Here is a 19,264-nt window from a genome sequence, read left to right as displayed (position 1 = left end):
ACAAAGCTAGCAACCAGCCGACAACCAACCGGGCAACAAGCCCTATAAATCAGGCAATCCACTCCTTTGGCAGCTCCAGTTGACGGACTTCTTCCTCGCTCAGCTCCACAAATCCACCTTCGTTGTCGGGCAGTTCGTTGCCAGAAATCTTTCGTTCCCAGCCACGCTGCCGCCCATAGCCCGCAAACATCCGTGGGTTAGAGAAAGGCTTCCAGCCCGTCACCACCGTGTTCATGATCTCATTGATGTTGTGCAGCTGCCAACGCTTCGGCTCCTCAAAGGCGTGTCCCAACGCTTCTTTGAACAGCTGCTTGGAGCAGACTACATTGCCGGTGTAGTGTTCCAGGAAGCCCTGAATCTGCCCGGCCTCAGTGTCCTCCGGCATGAAGTCCTTCTGAACCTCCACCAGCTGCTTCTGAATCTCCTTTGAAAACTTCATGGAATACTCTCCGCTGCGGTAAATGGTCATAGCCTCCGCCCATACCTGCAACAGATATTCCCTGGAAGCGACTTCGTCCTCCAGAATGTGAACCTCCGCTTTCTCCGGGTAAATCATCACTGGCAGGAACCGGCGATTACCGGCCCGGTCAAGGGGGAGGAAGTCCAGCGTGTTGGAGGAACCACCGAACACACACTGCCGCAGCCGGTCTTTGGGCTGGGTCTCATAGGGGGTACGGTAGGTTTCCTTTTGTCGGCTGATAAAGGATCGGATTTCCTCGATGCTCTTGGCGTTGCTGGTGGCAAGCATCTCCGACATCTCGATGATCCAGTGGCCTTGCAGCTTGGCAAACACCTTGTCATCGTCCAGCTTTTTCAGATCGTCAGAGAACCACTCATCCTGTATAGCCAGGAAGCGGAAGAAGGTGGACTTTCCGGCTCCTTGGCCGCCCACCAGACAGAGCAGCTCCTCATACTTGGAACCGGGATGGAACACCCGACGGATGGCTCCCAGAAGGAAGTGCTTGAGCATTTCTTCCACATAGTTGTTCTCGTCTGCCCCTAAAAAGTGATGCAGACAAGAGCGTATCCGGGGTATGCCGTCCCAAACCAGGCCATTCAGCACATCCTGGATAGGGTGATAGCAGTTTTCGTTTGCCACGATGGAGAGCGCCGCCATCAGCTTCTTCTCACTGGTCAGGCCGTAGTTCTGTTCAAAGTAAAGAAGCAGATATTTGACATCAGTATCAGTCAAAGCGCTGGTGCTTCTGCGCCAGCCCAGATCCCGCACAATGTCCACACGGTCGGTCAGCAGATTTAGCTGGATTGCGCCCCGCAAAAGCGGATCTTGGCAAAACACCGTGCGGCAATTTCCAATGGTGTTGGCTGGTTGTCCCTTTTCTGTCGAAGAAAGGCTTTTCCGCACTTAATCAACGGTCAATTCTTCATTTTCGGCCTGCTGGGTTGCAGGCACTAAACTCTGCGATTCGCTGTTCATTGTTTCTCACCTCCTCAAGAGAAAAGCATCTGATTTCTTTGCAAAATCAGATGCCTTAAAGCTCCATATCCTGTTTTTCCTGCTGCTTTTTCCGGTTAGATTCTCTCTGTGCGCTGTCCTGCTTGGCTTTTTTCAGGAAAGCAAGAATGGATTCCTTGGCATTTTCCTGAATCTGCTGTTTACCAGCCTGCTTGACTTCCGGCTGCATCAGCTTCTTCTGGATTTTTGTCAGCGTTGACTGCATGGCGCTTTTAATTTTTGAGATGACCCCATCCAACCGGGCGGCGGCATACTCACGCTCTTTTTGCGGAGCTTTCCGTTCCGGCGAGAGAACCCAGTTTCTCGTTTCTTCCACCAACCGGAGATCCTCTTTGTGGGTTTCCTGCCGGACAGTATCGGTGACAACCTCCACCGCCTTGTCATAGGCAATATCCGAAACCTCCTCCACCAGTGTTTCCACATCTTCAATTTTTAGGGTCAGCTCCTCCAGCTTCTGTTCCTGAGCGGCCAGCTGCTCCTTTTGCTTCATCAGAACGTAGTCCTGCTTCTCCAAATACGCCCGCCCACCATAGGACGGTTCCTGCTCCAAATGCACCCCATGTTTGCGGCTGATATCAAAGAGCAGCGTCCGGCATACTGCATCAAAAGTCTGTTTTCGGTTGTTGTGTTTGCCCTTGGGCCTACTCGGATCAGGCAATTCAAAGCCCAGTTCCTCCAGCGCCTTTTCCTGTTGGGGACACAGCTCTCCATACCGGTTTTTACAGTCAAACACATGGCGTTCATGGATGTGGGGCGTGCCCTCATCCAGATGCAGCGCCCAGTCCAGAATGTGGATATGGGAACCAAAGCGCCGTTCAAACTCCTCGTAAAATTCGCTGACAATGAGTGCCAGAGTACCCGGTGGAACGGATTCTTCCATGGTGCCAATCTGGTAGATACTTTCCTCCGGGCAAGTCTTGTTGTTTTTCAAAAGATCTTCCACCGTGCGGTTGCGCTCGGTGTGCCGGGTTTTCTCGTTCCGGGCGTTCTGGGCATCCACATGGTCAGAGTAATGCTCGTAGTAGTACATCCGCTCAATTTCTTCAAAGCTGAAATCCGGGTGTTCCGGGTTCTCCCGAAGTTCGGGGGTAGTGAAGCCACGGTAGCAGTCCCAGTACACATTTCTATTGACCCGCTGGGCATCAATGTGTTCGCTGTTCTCCACATCAAACCGACGGTCATTGTGCCGGGGATTATAGGTGCCATGCTTGCCGGAGCGTCCGTTGTGCCGTGTCAGTTTCAATTTCCATCCCTCCAATCTCTGCTGATTTTTCCGAATGGGGAGCAGCGGCGAAGCCGCCAAACCTGCGGATTTCTGCGTCAGGTAATACCCAGTACGAATTGACGCAAGGCATCAACTCTCCCTGGGCAAGGCGTTTCACCCTTGACCCGATGGGGCTGGCTGCCCTCAACCCGCCAATGGGCGTTGCCCCTTGACCCCAACAGGGCGCTGCGCCCCTGTACCCAGCACAAAGGGCTTGCCGCCCTCTGTACTCCTGCCCGGAGAAGCTGACTTCCAACACTTGTACGGTTTCTGTCAGCTCCTCCGGCTCTGAATGCTTCTTTTGTCGCATTTCCCGGCAGGGGGATGCAGGGGTATCCCGTTACCAATTCACCGCAAAATACCGGGTGCAGACCCGCCATTTTCCTGCGAATTGACCCGGTTTCAGGCGCTCTTCTTGTCCGTCCGCAAGACCTGAAATCCGTGCTGTTTGGCGTACTCTCTGGCAGCAGCCAGCCGCTCCTCACTGTACGGCGGCACCAGACGGATGGACAGGCGGGACTTGTCCATCACATAGGTCACGCTGCCCTCAGTGGTGCTGCGCTCCAACCGGCACAGCTGGGGATACTTGCGGCTAAACTCGGCCAGTCTGCGCTTTAAATCGGCGTCGAAGGTGTAGATACTGGCGGTGTTCTCCGCCTCGTTCCAGTTGATAATGGTTTCTTTCTCATACTTAGACAGCTTCGTCATACAGATCCTCCTCATAGTCGGTGTTTTCCTTTACCAAACGCAGGCGGTGCTTGGCACTGTAATACTCGTCCATCTCCGCACGGAGCTGATGATAAAAGTCGGTGTACCAGCGTTCTTCCATCTCCGTTTCCATCTTCCGGGCCAGCTCCAGCATCCGGTGTTTGGCCTGTGGGTCAACGGTCAAGGCGGTCAGCCATTTGAGCCTTGTCACCGTGTTGTGGTGATTGGGACAGGCAAAGTCGTACAGCACTTTCTTTTCCCGGATACGCAATTTCATAAAATCAGCCTCCTAAAAGTTTATTTTCCATGTGTCAGTTGCCGGTTTGCCTGCAATCGCTCCTGCCCGGATTTTCCCCAGCGTATTGTCCTTCTTGGTGCGCTCCTGTCATGGCGTCACTTCCCCAAAGGTCATACCTCTTGCAGCCGGTCATTCGATTTTCAAGGTTCTATGTCTCCTGACAAAACTCATTTTACCGAAAAAACAGGCCCTCTCCCGTATGTCCAAAACGATGGAAAACGGCTTGAAATCAGCATATTTCCACGCTTATGGAATCATGGTATAATGGTTGAAAGCGGCAGGATTTTCCTGATGAGAGGGGGATTGTAGATGCACACAAAGCTGTCTATCCCGGAACGATTAAAGGATTTGCGGGTGGTGGACAAGCACCTGACCCTGGAACAGCTGGCCGAGCAGACCGGGCTTTCCAAATCTGCTCTCAGCAAATATGAGAGTGACGATTATAAGGACATCAGCCCCTTTGCCATCGCTACACTGGCGGAATTTTACGGGGTATCCACCGATTATTTGATGGGGTTGTCGGAAAATAAAAATCACCCAAACGCAGAGCTTCAGGCCCTGCATTTGAGTGATGATATGGTTACATTATTGAGCAGCGGGAAAATCAACAACCGGCTGCTGTGTGAGATTGCCACACATGAGAATTTCCAGCGGCTGATGACGGATATTGAGATTTTCGTTGACCGGATCGCTGATATGCGGATTGCCCAGATGAATCTGGTGCTGGAGGCCACCCGACAGGAAGTGATCCGCAGCCATTCGCCGGGGGAGAACGACCTTTATGTCCGCACGCTGGAGCTGGGACAGGTACAGGAAAGTGACTTTTTTAGCCACACGATCCATGATGATCTGGACAGTATCGTTCAGGATATTCGTCAGGCTCATGTTACCGACCGCACTACCGCCGATCCGCAGCCGAATTTCACGGAGGTCAAGGAAAAGTTTGACCGTGCCATGCAGTTGGGCAGTAATGAGGAACGGGTAATCCACGAGTTTTGCGACCAGATGCAGATTCCCTTTGACAAGATTGCGTCCGAGGACTTCTCGGCGTTTATGCGAATACTGAGCCTGTCCAAGCTGCTGAAAAATCCCAACAACATGAGGGGGAAGGCCCGGCCACAGGCATACCATGGGACAAAGAAGAAAAAGCGCAAGTAAAAAGGAAGCGCTCAAAATAAAATGAGCGCTTCCTTTTGATTAAATGGAAATTTTCTTGGATATTAGTGCATCCAATTTTTCAATGATTTCCTTCTGACTATTTTGTACTGATATAAACTTCTGGGCAATCTCCTTTTGAAGTGAAAGGCTAATATTTCCTTCACCGTCGACAGGAATTGGTACCATAATGTCGTTTAACATCGAAGGATATAGTTTCGTAAATTCATCTTCTCCGTTATCGCCTTTTCGACCTTTAGCCAGCTCCCGGAATATGGGTTCCAATGTAAATTTCATATAATCGAAGTCCAAATCTTGACGCCCGTTTTTAGGAACCAAGATTCCACGATCTCCGTTAATAGAAAATTTACCATCCAGAATAAGAATCGTACCTGCAAATCCATTTGTTGACCATGTCATATAACGACCATCATAATCGTAGGTATCTAAATGGGTCAGTGTCCCTTGACTTGATGCCGAGTAGACAGGGTAGGGGCCTGAGTGTAGGTTCCCGTACTTTTTGGTGTACTTTGACTTTCCTTTAATAGTGTCAAATAGCTCACTCAAAGGCAAATATTCAATCGCATATTCGTCACAATTCGGCACAATAGAAACCTGTGAGAGATTTGCAATTTGTTCAACAACAGTTTCTTTGGTTTGTTCCAAAGTTACATAACCTGCGGCGATTTCTTTTTGCTTTTCAAGCCAAGGCTCTCCGTTATGGTCTACCGGAACAGCAAATTTTACAGATTGAATCATAAATGGTGGTAGCGATGTGTACTCATTCTCTCCATTATCGCCTTGCCGCCCTTTTTTAAGCTCTCTAAAAATAGGTTCCAAGGTATATTTTGCGTACTCCAGGTCTATATTTGTGTCTTTCAGCAGGAGTATTCCACGGTGGTTGGTTGCGGAAAAAGGTGATCTGTGAATCATCATGTAGCCCGCTAAACCATCTATTGCCCATGTCAATGCCGGAACATTATAATCATAGGAATCAATCTGCGCAAATGGTCCAAATGTGTTGCCAGAATATAATGGATACTCACCAGTGTGTTCATGTACATAGCTTCGAGTATATTTTCCGTCGCCACGAACAATATCAAACACCTGGGTAATGGGAATTTCTAAAAACTGAAGGCCCTCATCGTTTTTTTTTTCAACTTCAGCCAATGGTTCATCAAGTTCAGACAATGTGTTAATCGTATCAGCAAGTAAAACTCTAAAGTCATTTACTCCGATTGTCTTGGATTCTTCCTCGATACCAAGAGCCTGCCGTTCTTCGTGATTCCACCATCGTTCCACGCACCAATGAGTTCCGTTGTAAAAGTCATCAATGCTCGAAATTTTGCATCTCTTATCACCAATCATGTTCAATGTGTTGGCAAAGCTCGTTTTCGCACCCTTGAACATATTAAAAAGATCAGATGCAACCTGCAAATCATTTTGATCGATGTCAAAACGGTACACATCACGAGTTTCTCCGATTTCCGAACACAAATAGGTAAATACTGGGGAGGTTTGGCGCTGAAGCGTAGGCACACCATCCACCATAACAGGTGCTTTTTTTGTCAGAGCAAGAATGTAAGTTTTTTTGTTAGTTGTGAAGAAAGTGTTTAACGGAAGAGAGATGACAGCATCAATTTCACACTGCTCCAATATAAAGTCACGGAGCTTTTTGTCGTTACTGCGGTTCATAATACCATCAGGCACGACAATAAACGCTTTTCCATTTGGTTTGAGGGCACGAATAATCCATTCCATGAACAAACCTTCGATGCCCATTGCGCTTACAGAAAAGTATTTCTTGAGTGTATCATCCTTGGAAATCTCTTCCTTCAAATTACTACTTCCGCTCATAACATAAGGCGGATTCGTTAAAATCAGATCATACTGATCATGGACAGGCTTTGCCAAGGTTCCAAGAATCGAGTTGGTCTGAAGCAAAAATGTGTCGTTAAAAAGTTTAGCAAATTTATCTGTCATTTCTGGATGCTCTCGGAGCAAACCAGACATATAAATCAGCATATTTGCTTTAGCAAGAATGATTGTTTTTTGTTCGTCCTTATCAAATCCTTTGTCAAAACCACTCAGCGTAATTTGGGGCTTTAGCTCTCCATCCTCCACTTTATAGAATCGGTGCAAATCGTGAAGAATCGGTTCAAGCAAGAATTTTCCGACGCCACACGCCGGATCGCAAATCTTCATACCCGGAGTGATGTCTATCATATTGACAATAGCTCGAACTACCTTCAAGGGTGTAAAGTATTGACCCCAATTTTTCTTACTGATTGATTCTTTCAAGAATGTTTCAAACAGCTTGCTTTTGAAGTCATAGTCTATGTTCTCTAAAGTCCCAAAATCATTAAAACGCTTAAGAATTTTGTGGAAAACAGTCGCATATCCAGAAACAGCCTTGTCATCTTTGGATACAAAAATTGTTCCATTGATAATGGTAGTTTTATCCTTCGGATTACCAGGGAAAAGAGCTTTAATCTTTACTCGTACCGTGGAAGCATAATATTCAAGCACCTCATTCTCATTATTGCCAGAGTATTTTCCCAGCAAATCATAGAATGAATACATTCCCTTCAAAACACCTAAATCGCTGAGGTATTTGAAGATGAAAATCTCAACAAAGGTGTACAAACAATTTTCAGGCGTAGCTCCTGAAACAGCCCATAAATCTTGCCATACTTTTTCGGCCAGAGGCAGAGGATCAACAGACGCAGCAGCCTTGATTTGATTATTGGTAGCATTAATAGAGGCTCGAATCTTATTGATGAGGGTAATACACTCTGTGCTACTCTTGTCAAAATTTAATGTAATGCGGCTACCATCTTCCTGTAGAATTTCTTGACCGGTAGCGGGGTTAATCCAAAAAGTTTTCTTGCCGTCAGTAACAATGTAAACTTTTGCCTGCAATATCTGGGCTGTCCCAATTTCTTGTGCAATAGCTTTAGCAATCTGCTTTTCGGTTCGCAACTCCTGAGGGGTCTTATACTCGATAGCTGCGATAATAATTGGCTTTTTAACAATCAAGGCATCCGGCTTTTTCCCCTCATATGCCTCATAGTCTTTATCGGGAATAATCTTCGCTCCTTTAAGAGCTTTTAATGTAGTAGCGCCAATATTGTAGAAATTCCAATCGCCCATTTTTTCAGGAGCTTCTATCAAATTACGCTGAATCAGTTCTTCACTCAATGGTATCTGCTCCTTCCTGCCCCGTACTGGTGGCGTTTAGATAGGCATCTATGTCATCTTTACGGATGCGCCAGCTTCGACTTCCAACTTTGGAAGCAACAAGTTCCTTAGAGGCAATCATTCGCCGTACCGTTTTATCGCATACTTTCAAATATTCAGCCGCTTGAGCAACTGTAAATAGTTCGTCTGCCATAACACATTCACCCCATTTTGTCAAGTATATCATTATTTTTTATGGGGTGCAATATGTTTGGGGGAAATTTTGCGAATTTATCAAACTCAAATGGACAATATAGGATTTAATTGGACAATCTGTGTTTTCGATTGTCCAAAAATTCTTTATTTTTGAAGATTAATAGACGGGGGAAACCATTGACATTTTTATTTTGAGTATATTGTTAAAATACTAATCACTATTATGGTGGTGTTTGAGTAACTCATACACTTCTTTCATAAGCATCATTCCTAAGGAAAAACCGTATTGAAATTGTGCTTCCAACTCCATACAGTGAACATCGATTATATGGGTGTGAAACTGGTTGACCAGCTTCATCTGCTCTTTAGAAAGTTTTTCCTCTAACTCGGTAAGCAGCTCTCCGGTGTGCCTATGTAGCTTGCGGTATTCTTTTTCATGGGGAACTACCTGTTCTGCGGGATAGATATTACCACAATATAAGTCATCTAACACCATCTCACAGCCCCTCCTTTGCATCATAGATTAGTTCGTGGCGGACAATTTCCTCCGCACGGTTTCGGATGCTGTTCATAGCTCCAACCCACGCCAGCTGGTCACGGGCTTTCAATTCCTCCGTAATCCCCTCGGTTTTTTTCATCTGGGCAATGATACAATTCAGCCGGTTTTGTGCCTGCTCGTTCAGATCAGCCAAGTATGTCCAGAGTTTTCCAGTCAAGAGCAGATCATTATACCGGACTGGATGGCATTGCTCCAGATAGGCTTTGTGCATACGACCCCAAATCCCAATGGGGCGGCTTTCCTCCGGCAGCTGTAAGTCTGGGATGTAATAATCACCGACCAGCGTATAGCTGATGCCGTTTTGACAGGTTTTCTTCGGTAAGTGTTCCATAAGCGACCTCCTGTATTCGATTTTTCTCCGAATCCAGCTGATCGTGTCCCTGTTCATGTCAAATTCAAGGCAGCTGAACTCTTCATCAACAAGTATGGCATATCCTTTCCCAATTTCTGATAATTGAGGCCATGAGAAACCTGCGTGCCGCGATTTTCGGAAGTGTTGAAACTGTCGATTGTTTCACGTCCCAAGTTCTCCGAAATATCCTTTGCATTTTTCCCGCGCCCTCCCAAAAACAAGGTGCTGTCGGCATTGTCAAGTATGATTTCTGCCGCGTCCTTGTAAATGGCTTTTAGCTGGCTCTGCGATTGCAGAATGATAGAAGCCGAGATTTCCCGGCTGCGGATTGTGGCAATCAATTTTTCAAACTGCGGGATTTGTCCAATGTTTGCAAACTCGTCTAACAGGCAGCGAACATGAACCGGCAGCTTGCCGCCGTATTCGTCGTCGGCCTTGTCGCACAAGAGATTAAATAACTGCGATTGCAGCATAGCGATAACAAAATTAAACGTGCTGTCCGTATCGCTCATAATCAAAAACAAAGCTGTTTTTCTGTCGCCTAACGTGTCAAGTTCTAATTCGTCGTAGGACATAAGATCGCGCAATTCCTTTATATCAAAAGGAGCGAGCCTCGCACCGCAAGAAATGAGGATTGATTTTGCGGTTTTGCCCGCCGCCAATTTATATTTTCGGTACTGCTTCACCGCGAAATGGTCGGGGTCGCGTTCTTCCAAGTCGGCAAACAGCAAATCGACGGGGCTTTGATATTCCTCGTCGTCCTCGCGGGCTTCGCTGGCGTTGATAAGTTCCAACAGGGTAATAAAGTTCATTTCCTCGGCGGGGGCTTCGTACCAGATGTAGCCCACCAACGCGCAATACAAAAGCCGTTCTGCCTTTACCCAAAAATCCTCCGCGCTTTTTTCTCCCTCACCTTTGGTATTCGCTATCAACGTATTTACCAGCTTCAAAATATCTTTCTCGCTGCGGATATACACAAAGGGGTTGTAGTGCATAGATTTTTTGAAGTTAATCGTATTCAGTACCTTAATGCGGTAGCCCGCCCGTTGCAGCAGCTTCCCGCACTCAATCAAAACCGTACCTTTCGGGTCGGTTAAGACGTAAGAGGAATGAAGCTGCATTAGATTAGGTTTGACAAAAAATCTTGTTTTTCCGCTGCCGCTGCCGCCGATCACGACGACGTTCTTATTTCTCGCGTACTTCGGCTGCTTCGGGCGGCTGTTCATGGTAAGCCGTTCCGTCTGCGTCAAAATGATGTTGTTTTGGAAATCCGGGTCTATGTAGGGCTTTATATCTTCGGCGTTTCCCCATCGGGCAGAGCCGTACTCCGCGCCCTTGCGGTATTTCTTCGCGTTTTTCCCTTTGACATAGACTATCAAGCGGATAATCACCGCACCGACAATGCCGACAAGCAAATCCAACGGGTAAACGCTCGGCAAGGCGTTTTCAAAGGCTGCGGAAAATCCTTGTGTGATATTCAGTATCTTTGCAGAAATATCCGCGCCGGGGGCAAGCCGCACCGCCTGTCCGACTTTATCAAAGAGATAGACAAAGAACACATAGGGGATATTCGGAAGTATCAGCTTTTTGTAGTTGATCTGCTTCATATCTCGCGCCCCCTGTCCATTTTCTTTACCTTGTCGCGGGCGGCGTTAAGCTGCTTCGCCTTGTCCTTTGCAGCGGCAAGGGCTTTGCGGATAGAGGGCTTTTTCTCCCGGTTCAGCTTCTTTGCGGAAAACTCTTGAAACGCTGCGGTCATAACGTCCGCGTCCCGGCCTTTGAAAAACACAAGGTAACGGGTCTGCTCGCCCTTAACCTTTTTTAGCGAAAAATCTATGTTGTATTTCTTCGCCGTACTCTCAAAGGCTTTAATATTGCTGTCGGTGATCTCGATGTTGGAAACACCCGCGTTCTGCTTCATAAGCTGCCGCATGGTCTGTTTCCCATGCGCGGGTTTGCTTTTCTGCTCCAAAAACTTTTGGATTGCTTTCTGTAACGCCTGTTCGGTAAGCCGCGCCGCGCCTTTTCCCACTTTGACGTATAGGGCAATCGTTTTTTGGGTTACTTCCTCCTGCAAGGTATCAACTCCTTTCCCGGTAAAGTGCGGCTATGCTCATTCGCCGCCGTATAAGTCGTGATTGACAAGGGCGGTATAGTAGCTGTCAATGGTACTCGGCGCGTTGAACAGCACCGCTTTTAGATACTGCTTGATGTTGCGCACTTTGGTTGTGTTCTCCCTCATGCAATCCAAAACAAACTCAATATGGCTGCTGTTCAGCTTCAAAAACTTGGATTTCACCAATTCGGCGGGGTAGTCGTCCCCGGCAATACGGATTGTCTTTCGGGCTGTGCAGACGGTTTCCAGCATAAGGTCAACAATCTCGTCCAAACGGTCTTTGTCAATTTTGCAGTTTTGAATGAGATGGTCGTATTCGATATTGTCCTTGATAATCTCCCTGTAAATCTCTACTGCGCTATTGCTTTTCGCTTCCGTTCTTTTCCTTTCCGGCGGCGTAGCCGCTTCGCCATGCGCAAAGGGCAAGGGGTTTAGGGAATGGAAAGGAATGGAATCGGTACTTGATAAATCAGTAATTGATTGTTCTTTACTTAATATATCTTTATTTAATTGCGTTGGATTTTCCAACGTAGGTTTTTCCTGCGTAGGTTTTTCCAACGTTGGATTATCCAATGTTGGATTTTCCAATGTAGGTAAATCCAATATAGGCGGCTGTCCGCCGCTGGTAGCTGCTTCCGGCTCTCGCGGCTGCGGCTGCTCGTATATGACGTAATCTGCGCCCCGCAAGCGTCCCTTTTCGTCGCGCTCCCGGCTGCGCACGATATATCCGGCTTTTTCGAGTTCCTTTACCGCTTCGCGGATTGCGTCGATCTTCTCCCGGTTGATATGGGATAAGCCCGCAAGGGTATAATCCCAATCTTCGGGCAGCGAAAGCATTTGCGACAACAAGCCCTTTGCCTTTAAGGACAATTCCTTGTTTCGCAAGTGGTGGTTGCTCATAACGGTATATCCCGTATTTCGCTCCACTCTGAAAACTGCCATATTTCCTCACTTCCTCTCTTGGTATGCGTGGACAATTAGAAAGCCGTTTTCGGCTGTTTTGGTATTGCAATATGCCCTTTGCCGTTTTCGCGTCTGCAAAGCCGCATGGCACAAGGGCTTTTGCCCGTCTATTTGTCCATGCTGGCGTGCGTTTTCCGCGTCCTTTTGCCGGGGCAATAGGGACACTCTTTGAAAACGCAAAACTCATATTTCCACCCGGGGCGGTAGAAACGGCAAGTGCCGCAATCTTCATCATCTCCGGCACAACCGGATTGATAGCGGTCAAATCCCGGCTTCTGCTGCATGAGCAATTCAAACGCCCGCTGCTTGCCCTTTGTGAAATACATTCCGGCTGCACCTCCTTTCCTGCGGGCATAAAAAAACGGCGTTACTTTCTCCCCCAAAGGGGTTAAGGTAACGCCGTTTGTGTGCGTATTCAGTTTTTAACACATTCCCTGTCTATCCGCTGTCCGCAAAACCATTGATTTTATTAGCTTTTTGCCGCTATCGCTATCACACCTCATTATTACCTAGTCCAGGATACAAGCGGCTATCCGTACACGACCTTAAAGGGGATTTATGTGGACCCGAATATCGCATTTAGCGATACGGAGAGCATGCTCAGCAAGCGCACCGGCGCCAGCGATTGGGCGGGCGCGCGCTGGACAGGCCGCCTCGTGGCCCCGGCTACGGGCGAGTACACCTTCTATTTCTACTCGGACAACGGCGCACGTTTGTACGTAGGAGATATGGAAACCCCCATCATCGACTGGTGGGTCAACCAGTGGGACATCGAGCAGAAGAGCGCCCCGATCCATCTGGAAGAGGGCCAGGCCTATGATTTCAAGATGGACTGGTTCGAGGCGACGGGCGGTTCCCATGTGTATGTGCGCTGGTCGAACGACCAGGGCATGGAAAAGACGGAAATCCCGGCCTCCGCATTTTATCTCCCGGCGGACTTCGCCGGCCCGATTGTGGACGACGTGAATACCGACAATGCCCAGTTGGATAAGGACCAAGGGCTGGGCGGCACCATCACCCTGACCGGTGCGAATTTCGCCGAAGGCGTCGCCGCGGAACTGGTGACGCTGGGCGGTTCTTCCCTGGAACCGCAGGCCGTCATGGAGACGGTTTCGGTGAGCGATACCGAGCTGGTGCTCGGCGTCCCGGAGACCGTAAACCCCGGCGCATACCGCATCCAGCTGAAGCAGGATATGTACATCCAAAACGCGGATGAATACATCCTGGTCACGTCCTCTTCCGGCAGCGAGATCGCCCGCAGCGAACATCCGCGCCCGGACTGGAAGCGCGACAAGTGGATGAACCTCAACGGCGTTTGGGACTTCGAATTTGACCCCGATAAGGTGGGCGAAGACGAAGCCTGGTATGAAAATCGAGATTATGCCCTCAAAATCAATGTCCCGTTCCCGTGGGAATCCCCGGCCAGCGGCATTGAGGACGGCTCCTATCTCGGCACCGCGTGGTATGAACGCAACCTCAACCTGGACGACTCCTGGTTCGCCGAAGGCGAGCAGATCTTCCTGAAGTTTGGTGCGGTCGATTGGTTCTGCACGCTGTATGTCAACGGCGAGAAGGTCGGCGACCACGAGGGCGGCTACACCCCGTTTGAGTTTAACATCACCGATTATGTCCAGGCAGGCGACAACAAGATCACCCTGGAGGTCAACGATGAGGCCTCCTATGGCAAGGATGAATACCCGGCGCTGGTCGGCAAGCAGGGCCACAACGCCCCGTGCGGCTATACCCACACCAGCGGCATCTGGCAGACCGTCTATCTGGAGGGCCGCAGCAGCACCTATATGGATTATGCGCACGCGAATCCGGATATCGACAACTCCACCGTCCAGTTCGACCTGAAGGTCCAGAGCGATGCGGATAGGACCGTCACCGTCGCATACGACTTCCAGAGCGTCCTGTGGGACGATGAAAAGGGCGAAAACATCGAGACCGGTTCCACCATCAGCGGCACGCAGGAGATCACCCTGAAGGCCGGTGAAAACGAGGTTTCCCTGGAGCCCATCGCCATCGAAAATCAGAAACTGTGGAACTACGATTCCCCGAACCTCTATGAGGGCACCATCCGCCTGCTCGACGGCGAGACCGAGCTGGACAACGTCTCCACGTATTTTGGCCAGCGCAAGGTCAGCACCGAAAAGTACGACGGCAGGGACTACGAGTACATCTATGTCAACAACGAGCCGGTATTCCTCTCCGGTTTGCTGGACCAGGGCTTCTGGGAAGAGGGCGTCTACACCGCCCCCAGCGAGGAAGCGCTGAAATACGACATCAAAGCCATGCGCGACCGCGGTTTCAATATGATCCGCAAGCACCTCAAGATTGAAGACCCGCTGCAATATTACTGGGCGGACCGCCTGGGCATGTTTGTCTGGCAGGATATGCCGCATGCGACGTATATGAATGCCAAGAGCAACGGCGGCGAAACGCCGGGCCGCGCCGTATACGAGTATGCATTGGAAAACATGCTCAACCGCGATTACAACCATCCGTCCGTCATCGCCGTGATGCTCTTCAATGAGACGTGGGGCATCGACCACAACGGCCAGAAAGCCAGCGACGGCATGACGACCAACGAATGGATCCAGCATCTGTACTATAAGACCAAAGAGATCAACCCGCACCTGTTGGTGGAAGATATGAGCCCGTGCAACAACGACCATATCCAGCCGACCGACCTCAACACCTTCCATATGTATCCGAAGGGGTACCAGGGTTCCAAGAACACGGTCGCAGACCGCGAGCGCAACACCTATCCGGGTTCGGCCAATAACTTCTGGGGCGGCTTCCGCCAGGAAAGCGAGCCCTGGCTGAACAGCGAATTCGGCGGCGTGGCTGCATTCGACGGCGACTATGACGTCTCCTGGTGCTTCAAGTATCAGACCGACATCCAGCGCCAGTATGAGAAGCTGAACGGCTATGTCTATACGGAGCCGTACGACATCGAGTACGAGCGCAACGGCGTTTTGACGTATGACCGCCGCGACAAGATCTTCGGCTATGAAGACGTCGCCTATGGCGGGGACATGAGCATCATCGACCTGAACCAGCCGAATTACGTCGGCGTGGACATCGACCCGGCCCTCAAAGCAGCGCCCGGCAGCCAGTATACGGCCCCGGTCGTCGCGATGAACTGGTCCGGCGAGACGCTGGAGAACCCGGTCCTCAAATGGCGTTTTGACGCGACCGACATCTATGGCAACTACATCACCACGGGCAAGAGCGGCGAGGTCCCGATGGACTTTGCGCCGTATACCCGCGAACAGCACGACATCTCCTTCTCCCTGCCGAGCCAGAAGTGCGTGGGCACGTTCACGGTTTGGATTGAAAACAACGGCGAGAAGATCGCAAAGAACTTTGTCAACGTGATCGTCACCAACGGCAAGGACACCGCCCCGGTCAGCATCCTCACTGAGGACAGCGCCGTCCTTCGCCAGGCTGCGGCGGACTCCAACACCATCCAAAACGGCGTTGGCGCGATCACCTATTCCTACACCCTGCCCGAGGGCATCGGCGCAGACGTCCTGAACAGCATGCGCGTGATCGTGGAAGCCTCCTCTTTGAAGGATGCGTCCATCAACCACGGCATCGACAATTCCGCTTTCTCCCAGACGACGGTGGGCAGCGAGCGGCCCTCCGACATGACCGTTTCCATCAACGGCCATGAGGTCGGCACGGTTTACCTCCCGGACAACCCGAGAGACATCCGCGGCACCCTGACCCTGACGCCCGGCGAGGGCAACGGTTCCAGCGCCGGCAACTACGGCTATCTGGTCAACCTCGACATCCCGGATTCCGTGCTGGAAACCCTCAAGGAAGAGCTGGCACAGGATAGTACCTTCACCGTTTCGTATTCGGTAAAGGAAGACGCAGAGCATGCAAACGGCCTGCGCATCTACAATGAGAACAACGGCCGCTATGCGGTCAACCCGATGGTCATCCTCAACCCGGCGGACATCACCGGCGAGACGGTCACCATGGAGAGCGACAACTACAGCGTGGAGAGCGAAGGCAGCTTCTATGCCCGCTACAACGCAGAAACGAACACCGGCTACAAGGTCGATGTGGCGGAAAACGGCGAAGTCACCCTGTCCAAGGTGGACGGCACCGTGCTCGCAACAGCGGATGCGGACGCCTCCTGCGTGAAGGCGACGTTCTTCGACGACCACATCACGGTCTATGCGAACAACAACCCGGTCCCGGTCATCGATTTGTATGACTACAGCGGCTTCTCCGGCGTTGCGCAGGCAATCGGCGGCACCCTGACGGTCGCCCCGGAAAGCTACGATGTGCTTTCCTCCGGCGATGTGCAGGCGGATGTGCAGTTTGCCGATTCCTTTAACGTTGAAAAGACCTTTGGCGAGCGCTATACTCTCATGAGAGGCGATAAGAACCGCCCGAACGATTCCGAAAAATCCGATGGCGTTTGGAACGGCTCCAACGAGAACAACAACCTCTATATGGAGGCGGATTGGGGTAACAAGGCAATCATCAACAACACCGAGTCCACCGACCTGGTTGCAGAGGCGGACATCACGCTGACCGAGGTCAACCCGGGCACCAACGGCAACATGGGCCTGATCGTCCGCGGCAGCAACTATCTGGAGAATGTAGACGGCGCAGACGGCTACTATGCTGGGCTGGGCGAAGGCTATATCCAGGTTGGCCGGATGCACAACGGCTGGACCGAGCTGGCCAAGGTGGACGCACCGGTCGCGGTCGGTGAAACCCACCGCCTGCGCGTGGTAGCGATCGGTTCGAGAATCCGCGTCTATCTCGACGACGAGACCGAGCCGAGAGTCGATGTATACGACGGCACGTATCCCAGCGGCAGCGTGGCGCTGAGAGGCTTCCGCTGCAAGGGCATCTTTGACGACGTGGTGGTTTCCACCGCCCCGCGCTACGAAGCGGACTTTGAGAACGGCAGCATTGCAGAATGGACCTCTACCGGCGAAGCGTGGGAGCTGGACGGCGGCGCGATCACCGCTTCCGCAGAAGCAACCGCGCTGGTCGGCAACGCCGGCTGGACTGATTACGAGCTCTCCGCGGACGTTTCCGTGGCAGAGGGCGGCAAGGCGGGCCTGGCGGTTCGCGCAGGCGTCCAGAAGGAGCGCGTCTCCGGCTACTATGTGGCGCTGGACGAAGCGGCTGATACGATCCAGGTGATCCGCTCTATGAGCGGCGTCGAGAACGTCCTCGAAGAGGCCAGCATGGAGGTTGCGGCGGATACTGTTTACAACCTCAAAGCGAGAGTGGTCAACAACACCGTCCGCGTCTATGTGGACGGCAGCGACGAAGCAATCCTCGTTGCAAGGATTAACGAATTTGGCAACGGCAAGGCGGGCCTGTCCGTTTTGAGCGGCACGGCCACCTTCGACAATGTCCAGGTCAAGGACCAGTTCATCTATGAAGAGGACTTCTCCGACGGATGCCTGGACGGCTGGAACATCATCAGCGGCGATTTCTCTGTGCAGGACAACATCCTCACGTTGAAGGACGGAGCGGGCAAAAAGATGGTTGACGGCTACACCACATGGGACGACTATGTGATCCAGGCGAAGGTAAAACTGGACGTCCGCCAGGATGTGAAGTCGAACGCTGGCTATATCTTCCGCTGCTCCGACTTTGACGTGGGACAGGACGACCAGTACGGTTATGTTTCCGGCATCAACTACAATGCAAGGGCAACAACCGGCGAAGAAGCCAGTGGCCTGGAGACCGGCGACATCCACTATGGCTGGCGCTCCATCATGAACGACCATTCCTTCCAGATCGACCCGTCCCAGTGGTACGATTTTGAGGTCAAGGCGATCGGCAACCAGATCACAGTTTCTGTGAACGGCCAGGAATACTACACCGTAGAGGACGACGCATACAGCTATGGTATGATTGGCCTGCGCAACTTCAATTCCGGCCTGCAAGTGCAGGATCTGAAGGTTATCCCGGCGGAAGAGTATCAGCAGGAGGTCCCCAGCGAGCATATGCTGACGGTCACCTTCCCGACCACGGTCGAGCTGAGCATCGACGGCGAGAGCCAGACGATCGCGAACCTGATCGGCGCGTACAAAGACGTCGTGATGGCGGGCACCGAACTCAACCTGGCCTTTGCACCGAGAGTGGAAGGCCGTGAGATCGCAGGCGTCACCGTGAACGGCGAAGCCATCGCGGAAGACAGCTTTGACGTTTCTGAATATGTCTACAGCGCGGCCATGCCGAACGCGGACACCACGATCGAACTTGGCTTTGTCATCGTAGACAAGCAGGTCCTGCGCTCTACCATTGCCATCGCAGAGGAGCAGGCAGACGAAGCAGAGGCAGCCGTACCGTCCGTCAAGAAGAAGTACGAAGCAGCATTGCAGGCGGCGAAGGACGTCGAGGCGGATAAGACCGCAACGCAGGACGAGATCAACACCGCATGGAGCGACTTGATCGACGCGCTGCACTACCTGAGCTTTGCCGCAGGCGACAAGAGCCAGCTGGACATCCCGATGGAGATCGCAGAGACCATCAACCGCGACCTGTTTACGCCGGACAGCCTGAAAGCGCTGGACGAAGCGTATGCGGCGGCGGAAGACCTGCTGGACGATGAAGAAGTCCTGGAAGCGGACATCACCGCAGCAGTGGATGCGCTGTATGACGCCATCTATGGCTTGGTCTACCGCGCAGACATCAGCGAGCTGGAAGCGCTGGTCCTCAAGGGCGACGGCATTGTCGAAAATGCAGACCAGTACATCCAGAACGACGCATGGACGAGCTTTGAGACCGTCCTGGCCGAAGCAAAGACCGTGCTGGAAGATGCAAACGCAACGCAGGATGCGGTGGACACCGCAGCAGAAGATTTGGCAGCGGCGATCTCCGCCCTGCGCCTGATCCCGGATAAGGATGCGCTGGAAGCATTGATCGGGGAAGCCGAAGCGATCAACACCAGCAAGTACACAGCGAAGAGCGTGGCAACGATGAAGGC

At 51.2% G+C, this 19,264-nt stretch carries 13 protein-coding genes and 1 pseudogene; 2 read left to right on the top strand and 12 right to left on the bottom strand.

Annotated features, from left to right (window positions below; all coding sequences use genetic code 11):
* Window positions 1-49 precede the first annotated feature (49 nt).
* The 4 genes from I2E77_RS12840 to I2E77_RS12825 form a co-directional block, all read right to left on the bottom strand.
* Window positions 50-1,363 (bottom strand): VapE domain-containing protein, encoded by a 1,314-nt coding sequence (locus I2E77_RS12840; protein WP_195451388.1) that lies wholly within the window; start codon window positions 1,361-1,363, stop codon window positions 50-52.
* A 127-nt stretch (window positions 1,364-1,490) separates the two neighbouring features.
* On the bottom strand, window positions 1,491-2,717 hold the full coding sequence (locus I2E77_RS12835) for a serine/arginine repetitive matrix protein 2 (protein ID WP_195451386.1): 1,227 nt from the start codon (window positions 2,715-2,717) through the stop codon (window positions 1,491-1,493).
* A gap of 423 nt (window positions 2,718-3,140) precedes the next feature.
* Window positions 3,141-3,446 carry a molecular chaperone gene (locus I2E77_RS12830; RefSeq protein WP_195451384.1) on the bottom strand — a complete coding sequence of 102 codons (306 nt, stop codon included), beginning with the start codon at window positions 3,444-3,446 and terminating at the stop codon, window positions 3,141-3,143.
* The gene (locus tag I2E77_RS12825) at window positions 3,430-3,723 is read right to left on the bottom strand and encodes a hypothetical protein (RefSeq protein ID WP_195451383.1); all 294 of its coding nucleotides are present in this window, start codon (window positions 3,721-3,723) and stop codon (window positions 3,430-3,432) included. Before I2E77_RS12825 ends, I2E77_RS12830 begins: the two co-directional genes overlap by 17 nt.
* 330 nt (window positions 3,724-4,053) lie before the next feature.
* Here I2E77_RS12825 and I2E77_RS12820 point away from each other — a divergent pair, with 330 nt between their 5' ends.
* Window positions 4,054-4,902, top strand: coding sequence for a helix-turn-helix domain-containing protein (locus I2E77_RS12820; protein WP_195451381.1), 849 nt, complete (start codon window positions 4,054-4,056; stop codon window positions 4,900-4,902).
* Between the two features lie 39 nt (window positions 4,903-4,941).
* Here I2E77_RS12820 and I2E77_RS12815 read toward each other — a convergent pair whose 3' ends face one another.
* The 8 genes and pseudogenes from I2E77_RS12815 to I2E77_RS12780 form a co-directional block, all read right to left on the bottom strand.
* Window positions 4,942-8,100 carry an N-6 DNA methylase gene (locus tag I2E77_RS12815; protein WP_195451379.1) on the bottom strand — a complete coding sequence of 1,053 codons (3,159 nt, stop codon included), beginning with the start codon at window positions 8,098-8,100 and terminating at the stop codon, window positions 4,942-4,944.
* Window positions 8,093-8,293 carry a helix-turn-helix domain-containing protein gene (locus I2E77_RS12810; RefSeq protein ID WP_195451378.1) on the bottom strand — a complete coding sequence of 67 codons (201 nt, stop codon included), beginning with the start codon at window positions 8,291-8,293 and terminating at the stop codon, window positions 8,093-8,095. The genes I2E77_RS12815 and I2E77_RS12810 overlap by 8 nt, the downstream gene beginning before the upstream one ends.
* Before the next feature lie 213 nt (window positions 8,294-8,506).
* A complete protein-coding gene (locus tag I2E77_RS12805) occupies window positions 8,507-8,791 on the bottom strand; it encodes a DUF6809 family protein (RefSeq protein WP_176833864.1) in 285 nt (94 codons plus the stop codon).
* A 1-nt stretch (window position 8,792) separates the two neighbouring features.
* Window positions 8,793-9,185: a TnpV protein gene (locus I2E77_RS12800; RefSeq protein WP_195451376.1), complete on the bottom strand. Its 393-nt coding sequence runs from the start codon at window positions 9,183-9,185 to the stop codon at window positions 8,793-8,795.
* Between the two features lie 98 nt (window positions 9,186-9,283).
* Window positions 9,284-10,813 (bottom strand): annotated as a pseudogene (locus I2E77_RS12795) (VirD4-like conjugal transfer protein, CD1115 family); the annotation flags it as partial.
* Window positions 10,810-11,283 carry a PcfB family protein gene (locus tag I2E77_RS12790; RefSeq protein WP_002604484.1) on the bottom strand — a complete coding sequence of 158 codons (474 nt, stop codon included), beginning with the start codon at window positions 11,281-11,283 and terminating at the stop codon, window positions 10,810-10,812. The pseudogene I2E77_RS12795 and the gene I2E77_RS12790, both read right to left, overlap by 4 nt.
* 36 nt (window positions 11,284-11,319) lie before the next feature.
* A complete protein-coding gene (locus tag I2E77_RS12785; RefSeq protein WP_002604485.1) occupies window positions 11,320-12,264 on the bottom strand; it encodes a DUF6017 domain-containing protein in 945 nt (314 codons plus the stop codon).
* Window positions 12,265-12,392: 128 nt separating this feature from the next.
* Window positions 12,393-12,611 carry a hypothetical protein gene (locus I2E77_RS12780; protein WP_002604486.1) on the bottom strand — a complete coding sequence of 73 codons (219 nt, stop codon included), beginning with the start codon at window positions 12,609-12,611 and terminating at the stop codon, window positions 12,393-12,395.
* Window positions 12,612-12,845: 234 nt separating this feature from the next.
* Between I2E77_RS12780 and I2E77_RS12775 the strand changes: the two genes are divergently transcribed.
* Window positions 12,846-19,264 (top strand): family 16 glycoside hydrolase (locus I2E77_RS12775; protein WP_195451374.1); only part of this gene is annotated, 6,419 nt, incomplete at its 3' end.

Source organism: Anaeromassilibacillus sp. 1001302B_160321_C8 (assembly GCF_015554745.1).
Lineage (GTDB): Bacteria > Bacillota > Clostridia > Oscillospirales > Acutalibacteraceae > Anaeromassilibacillus > Anaeromassilibacillus stercoravium.
Note: the sequence above shows the minus strand (reverse complement) of the source record. Positions and strands in the feature narration are given on the sequence as shown.

Excerpts from the sequence above, each read along its gene's own strand:
- I2E77_RS12830 (WP_195451384.1), bottom strand. The coding sequence starts at position 3,446 with ATGACGAAGCTGTCTAAGTATGAGAAAGAAACCATTATCAACTGGAAC.
- I2E77_RS12825 (WP_195451383.1), bottom strand. The coding sequence starts at position 3,723 with ATGAAATTGCGTATCCGGGAAAAGAAAGTGCTGTACGACTTTGCCTGT.
- I2E77_RS12785 (WP_002604485.1), bottom strand. The coding sequence starts at position 12,264 with ATGGCAGTTTTCAGAGTGGAGCGAAATACGGGATATACCGTTATGAGC.
- I2E77_RS12780 (WP_002604486.1), bottom strand. The coding sequence starts at position 12,611 with ATGTATTTCACAAAGGGCAAGCAGCGGGCGTTTGAATTGCTCATGCAG.
- I2E77_RS12800 (WP_195451376.1), bottom strand. The coding sequence starts at position 9,185 with ATGGAACACTTACCGAAGAAAACCTGTCAAAACGGCATCAGCTATACG.
- I2E77_RS12805 (WP_176833864.1), bottom strand. The coding sequence starts at position 8,791 with ATGGTGTTAGATGACTTATATTGTGGTAATATCTATCCCGCAGAACAG.
- I2E77_RS12820 (WP_195451381.1), top strand. The coding sequence starts at position 4,054 with ATGCACACAAAGCTGTCTATCCCGGAACGATTAAAGGATTTGCGGGTG.
- I2E77_RS12810 (WP_195451378.1), bottom strand. The coding sequence starts at position 8,293 with ATGGCAGACGAACTATTTACAGTTGCTCAAGCGGCTGAATATTTGAAA.